The 5,105-nt window shown below is 67.8% G+C and carries 1 protein-coding gene; it reads left to right on the forward strand.

The window, feature by feature from the left end; all coding sequences use genetic code 11:
• Positions 1-5,105: DUF6531 domain-containing protein (locus VF697_RS03355; protein WP_331092013.1), on the forward strand; the 5,105-nt coding region annotated here is incomplete at both ends.

Raw genomic sequence — 5,105 nt, forward strand, 5'->3', positions numbered from 1 at the left:
CAATACGCAGGCGGACATCCTGGTGGATGCGCGCTACATCTACGGCAACCTGCTGTTCGTGGACCGCCAGGGCAAGCCGCTGGAGGGGATGTGCGGAGCGGAGGAGCTGCCGAGCGAGAGGGACCCGGACAGGCTGGGAGAGTACCAGTCCATAACGCCCCGGGACGTGGACACGACAGAGGTGCACTTCTTCCGGGAGGATGACCTCGAGCACCCGATAGCGACGTATGCGTTTGGGCGCAAGGACCCGAGCTATTGCGATGTGCGGCAGAACCCGGTGGACGGAGGCTCGCCGGCGACGCACGGAATGTTCGGGCGGCTGAGATTGGGACCGACGCACGGAATCCCGAGGTACGCCAGGGAGAGGTGCCGGGAGCTGGACCGCAAGGGGCAGGGCACGCAGGCGGACCGGGACTACTACGAGGCCAACTGCAAGGACAACCGGAGCAACTTCCTGAGCCTGAGCGCGGGGGACCGGCTGGTGGTATTCGCCGTCAACCACGCGACGGGCTACACGGGAATGAAGACGGTGACGGTGCCAGCCATCAACCGCTCGACGCGAGCGGAGGACGGCTCGTGCGCGGCGGATGAGGCGGCGGGTGGCCCGCTGAGCGTGGACGAGTACGGGGAGAACCACAGCCTGTCGCGCTGCACCCAGCAGGAGCTGGGTATCCCGGTGGGCGACGTGCTGCTCTACCCGCCGGAAATCGACGTGCGCGTCAACCGCAGGGTCCAGGCGGAAGGTGAGCCGAAGGAGAAGCTGGAGAGCCTGGTGCGGCACGGGGGGGCCGCCACCACGCGCGACGACTTCGTCTATGTGTCCACGCACTGGCGCGTGCGGGTGAAGCCGTACGGCGAGGACGCGTCGGCCGATGGCGGAACGGACGGCGGCCTTGATGCGGGCACGGCCAATGCTGGCGGCATGGATGGGGGCAGTGACGCGGGAACCTGCCAGCGCGGGCTGCTGCCGGATGGTGGCAACTGCTATCCGAAGCCGCTGGTGGACGAAGGGGATGCGGGTCTGCTGCTGGAGGTGTATTGCTCCGAGCTGTCGGAGGACGCCGGCTTCTCGATGCGCAAGGCGTGCATCAACAAGGAGCCGCCGCTGGTCGAGGTCCCGACGGGAGTGCCGCCGCTGGCGGGCCGCATCATCGGGGTGACGGGTACGGCGGTGGAGGGGCCCATGGTGGTCCCCTTCGCGGTGAAGCCGGGTGCACGCTACGTCGAGTCGGTGCAGTCGGCGCTGCGCTACCGCAAGCCTTCTGGCGAGGATGTGGTGCTCAACGCGCTGCCCCGCGCCAACTACTACCTGCACGTCGTCGGGCACGCCATCTACCCGCGCGACCGCAACGGGGATGGCTTCATCCAGTCGAACGAGAAGAACATCCCCCCGCCGGGCTTCTCCGAGGAGGAGGCACCCGTCGAAGGGGCCGAGGGTGGGCGGGTGCCCACGCGCGCCGTGGGCGTGAAGAACGTCTACCGGCACATCGAGCGGGATGGGGAGCGGCGCGAGCGCTTCGACCTGGGGCTCGAGCATGCCTTCCGCGTGCTGGAACTGAAGAACATCCAGATCACCGCCCAGGGCAAGACGCCAGCGCAGGACCGCGACCTGAAGAACGAGACGCCACCGCGCGCCACCGAGGACGACGTGGCGTACGACTTCCTCACCCACCTGCTGGAGCCGGACCAGGCGCTGAGGCCCGGCATGGTGAGCGGCGAGTTCGTGCTGCGGCTGGGCGGAGATGGCTTCGGCATGGAATGTCCCCTTACCTTCGAGGCAGGAGAGGGGGAACACGAGCAGGTGCTGACGGCCTCGTGTGGCGGGGCGTACCTGCCGGAGATCCTCACCGCCAACGACGTCCTGTACCTCGAGCTGTACCTGCGCGGGAACGCGGACAACGTCCTCTACCGCTTCAACTTCGAGGGACTCGCCGGGCGCACGGACTACCTGAGCGCTGGCCACAGCTACACGGTGGACGAGGCGGACAAGGCGGACGACGAGGAGGGCAATGCAGCTCCGGGTCGCGAGATCGCCGAGCCGCCCGTGGTCAACTTCTTCGTCAACCCGAAGGAGGTGGAGAAGGGCATCGTCCGGCTCTACCTGAACAAGGAGGATGGGACGCAGGAGCTGCTGAAGGAGGCCGACCTCGTCTTCTCCAGCGGCACCTGGCAGGTGACGGAGAAGCTGGAGGACGGCAAGCCCGTGGGGAGGGCGAAGGCGCGGCTGCGCCATCTCGAGCAGTCCTCGGATGAGGAGGGCGGACACTTCCAACTGCCGCTCCCGGCGGATGTCGCCGCCATGCAGTACGGCTCCAAGAAGCCGCCCTCCGTCTCCCTGATGCTGTATGCGGCCAAACCCCAGCTCAAGACGCTCACGCGCAACCTGGGCAAGGTCAAGGGCGCGTTCATGGGCATCAACGCCCGGGCGCGCGCCCAGGAGTCGGTGGCAGGAGTGAATGTGTCGGACGGACACCTGTCCTTCAGTCACACCGACTTCTCCGTGCCGCAGGGCTTGGGCACCGTCAGCTTCACCCGCTCCTACAACAACCAGAACAACCTGCCCTCGCACCTGGGCATCGGGTGGAGCCACGGCTACGACGGCTGGGTGCTGGAGGAGGAGTACCAGCGCCGCTACGTGGTGGTGGTGGGCGGCCAGGCCTATCCCTTCCCCAAGTGTGAGGCCCCGACCGCGCCCTCCACGACGACCACATGCTTGCCGGACACGTCGCACGACAACGTCCTCCTCGTGGACGCGCCGCTGCCGGACCCCGCGACGCCGGACGTGCCGCCCGCTACTCCCTTCATCGAGATGCGGTCCGCGCAGGGCTGGACGTACCGCTTCACCCAGGTGGCGCAGGGGCGGAGCAAGGAGGGGCGCCGCAAGTGGCTCCTCACCCGCTATGGCGAGGAGCTCAATGACTCGGGCCGGGAGCTGGAGGCGCCAGCGGGTACGGGCAACTGGGCCTACGTCAAGTACGAGGACGATTCCGATCGGATCGAGGCGGTGGACTGGCGTCCCGGCACCGTGAAGCTGGCGTTCACCTACAAGGACGTCGACCCGGAGAAGAGCCCGGGCCGGGTGCTGGCCCTCTCGCGCTCGCAGGGCTTCAAGTGGCTGTCGCGGGTGGAGCTGAAGCACAAGCCGACGGCGGACACGGTCCTCTACCAGCTCGACTTCGATCATGACGCCAACGGCAACCTGCTCCACGCGGTGCGCACGCAGTGGGAGGAGGGCAGCTCGACTGCCCCCGAGGGGCCGTATCCCGTCTGGACCTATGGGTACCACCCCATCCCCACGGGGCTTTCCGGTCCGGAGCGCTGGAACGCCGCCAACGAGCTGAAGGGGGCGACGCTCGGCTACAGCGCCGCGGTGGTGGAGCCTCCCCCGGAGCAGGGCCCGTGGAACGTGCCCGCCTCGCCGGTGCAGTGGTGGGCCAACTACTCCCGAGTCCCCGAGTCCAAGGCCACGGGCAAGTACAAGCACATGAAGGCCTACGAGATGGTGGCCTCCGTGGAGATGAGCGGCCAGCAGGGCAAGGCGGTGACGCTCGAGTACCCGGACGAACTGGAGCGGGTCGTCATCCGGCCGGACGGCGTGCGGGTGGCGTTCACGCTCAACGAGTATGGGAGCATCAAGGACAAGCTCCTGCCCCTCGCGGGCACCGGCTCGAACATGACGTGGCACAACGACACGTCGAAGCTTGCCCGGGTGATGCCCAAGTCCCAGAAGTCCGCGCTGGGGCTGGAGCTCGAGTACCATCCCAAGGCCAACCCCGCGCCCGCGCTCAGCCAGGCCGTCGACAGCGTTTCGATCGAGGAGCGACCCCAGGGGTCTGGGATCCAGCCGGTGCCTGGACTCCCCGACAACAAGAAGGTGTTGAGCTGGAATTACGGCAACGCGCGCAAGCCCGGCCTGCCCACCAGCGGTACCTTCGCGACCGCTCACGGCGCGCTGAACATGAGCACGCAGCTGACGCCCGAGGGAGAGGTCAGCAGCCTGTCCCTCTCGCTCTCGGGCAATACGCAGACGCTCCTGCAGGAAGCCACGTACGACGAGCGCGGCCGGCCGCTCGAGGTGAAGAAGGACGCGCAGGGCCGGTGGGTGAAGTACGAGAAGTACGACGACCTGGCGGGCCTGGGGCAGCTCGAGACGGTGAGCCTGTCACTCGAGGAGGCCGACCCGGCCCTGGGGCTCAAGAAGCTCACCCGGACGTTCTCCTACGACGCCTATGGACGTCTGACGCGTACGGAGGACTCGCCGACGGGGGCCTGGGAAGAGTGGACCTATGACGGCCTGGGTCGCGCCCTGTCCCACACCCGCTCGGGGAGCATCCAGGCTCCGGCGGATCCTTCCGGGACGCCCACCGAGAAGCCCTCCGAGGAGTGGCAATACCGCTACGTGCAGGAGGACAAGAAGCTCACCCTCCGCGAGTGGCTGGAGCCGCAGCGGGAAGCGGGCGACTCCTCGCCGCGACACGAGCGGGTGACCCTCATCGAGGACGGGCTCAAGACGCTCGAGACGTATTGGGTGGGCTCGCCTCCAGCGGGGTCCGACATCGCGAATCAGAAGGAGCCGCTCTTCCGTCAGGTGTCTCGTTCATACCACTACAAGAACGGCCGCCTGGAGACAGTGACGGACGAGCGCGGGGTCACCCGGAGGAACGTCTACGACGCCAACGGGCGATTGGTGCGGGTGGAGACCAAGGGGCTGGAGGATCCGTCCTACACGACGGAGGTGGCCTACGCGCTCGACGTCGAGGGCCGGGTGAAGAGCAGCACGGATCACCTCGAGCGCGAGACGAAGATTGGCTACGACGAGCTCGGGAGGGCGGTGTCGTGGGACTACGGGGATGGGGACAAGGAGGGGGTGGTGCTCGACATCGCGGGTATGGTGTTGGAGCGCTGGGCGGGAAGCACGAAGACCAAGGTGGACGCGGTGGACGCGCTCGGCCGCCCGCGCACGACGTCCAGCATGAGGAAGCCGGGCGGTGTCCTCGTCACCGAGACGTGGGACGCGGCCGGTCGCCTGACGAAGCGCGTGGACGCCGTGAGCGGGTTGGTGGACGACTACGAGTACAAGGACGTGCTCGGCCGTCTCACCCGCC

Source organism: Archangium sp., from assembly GCF_036388035.1.
Classification (GTDB): domain Bacteria; phylum Myxococcota; class Myxococcia; order Myxococcales; family Myxococcaceae; genus Archangium.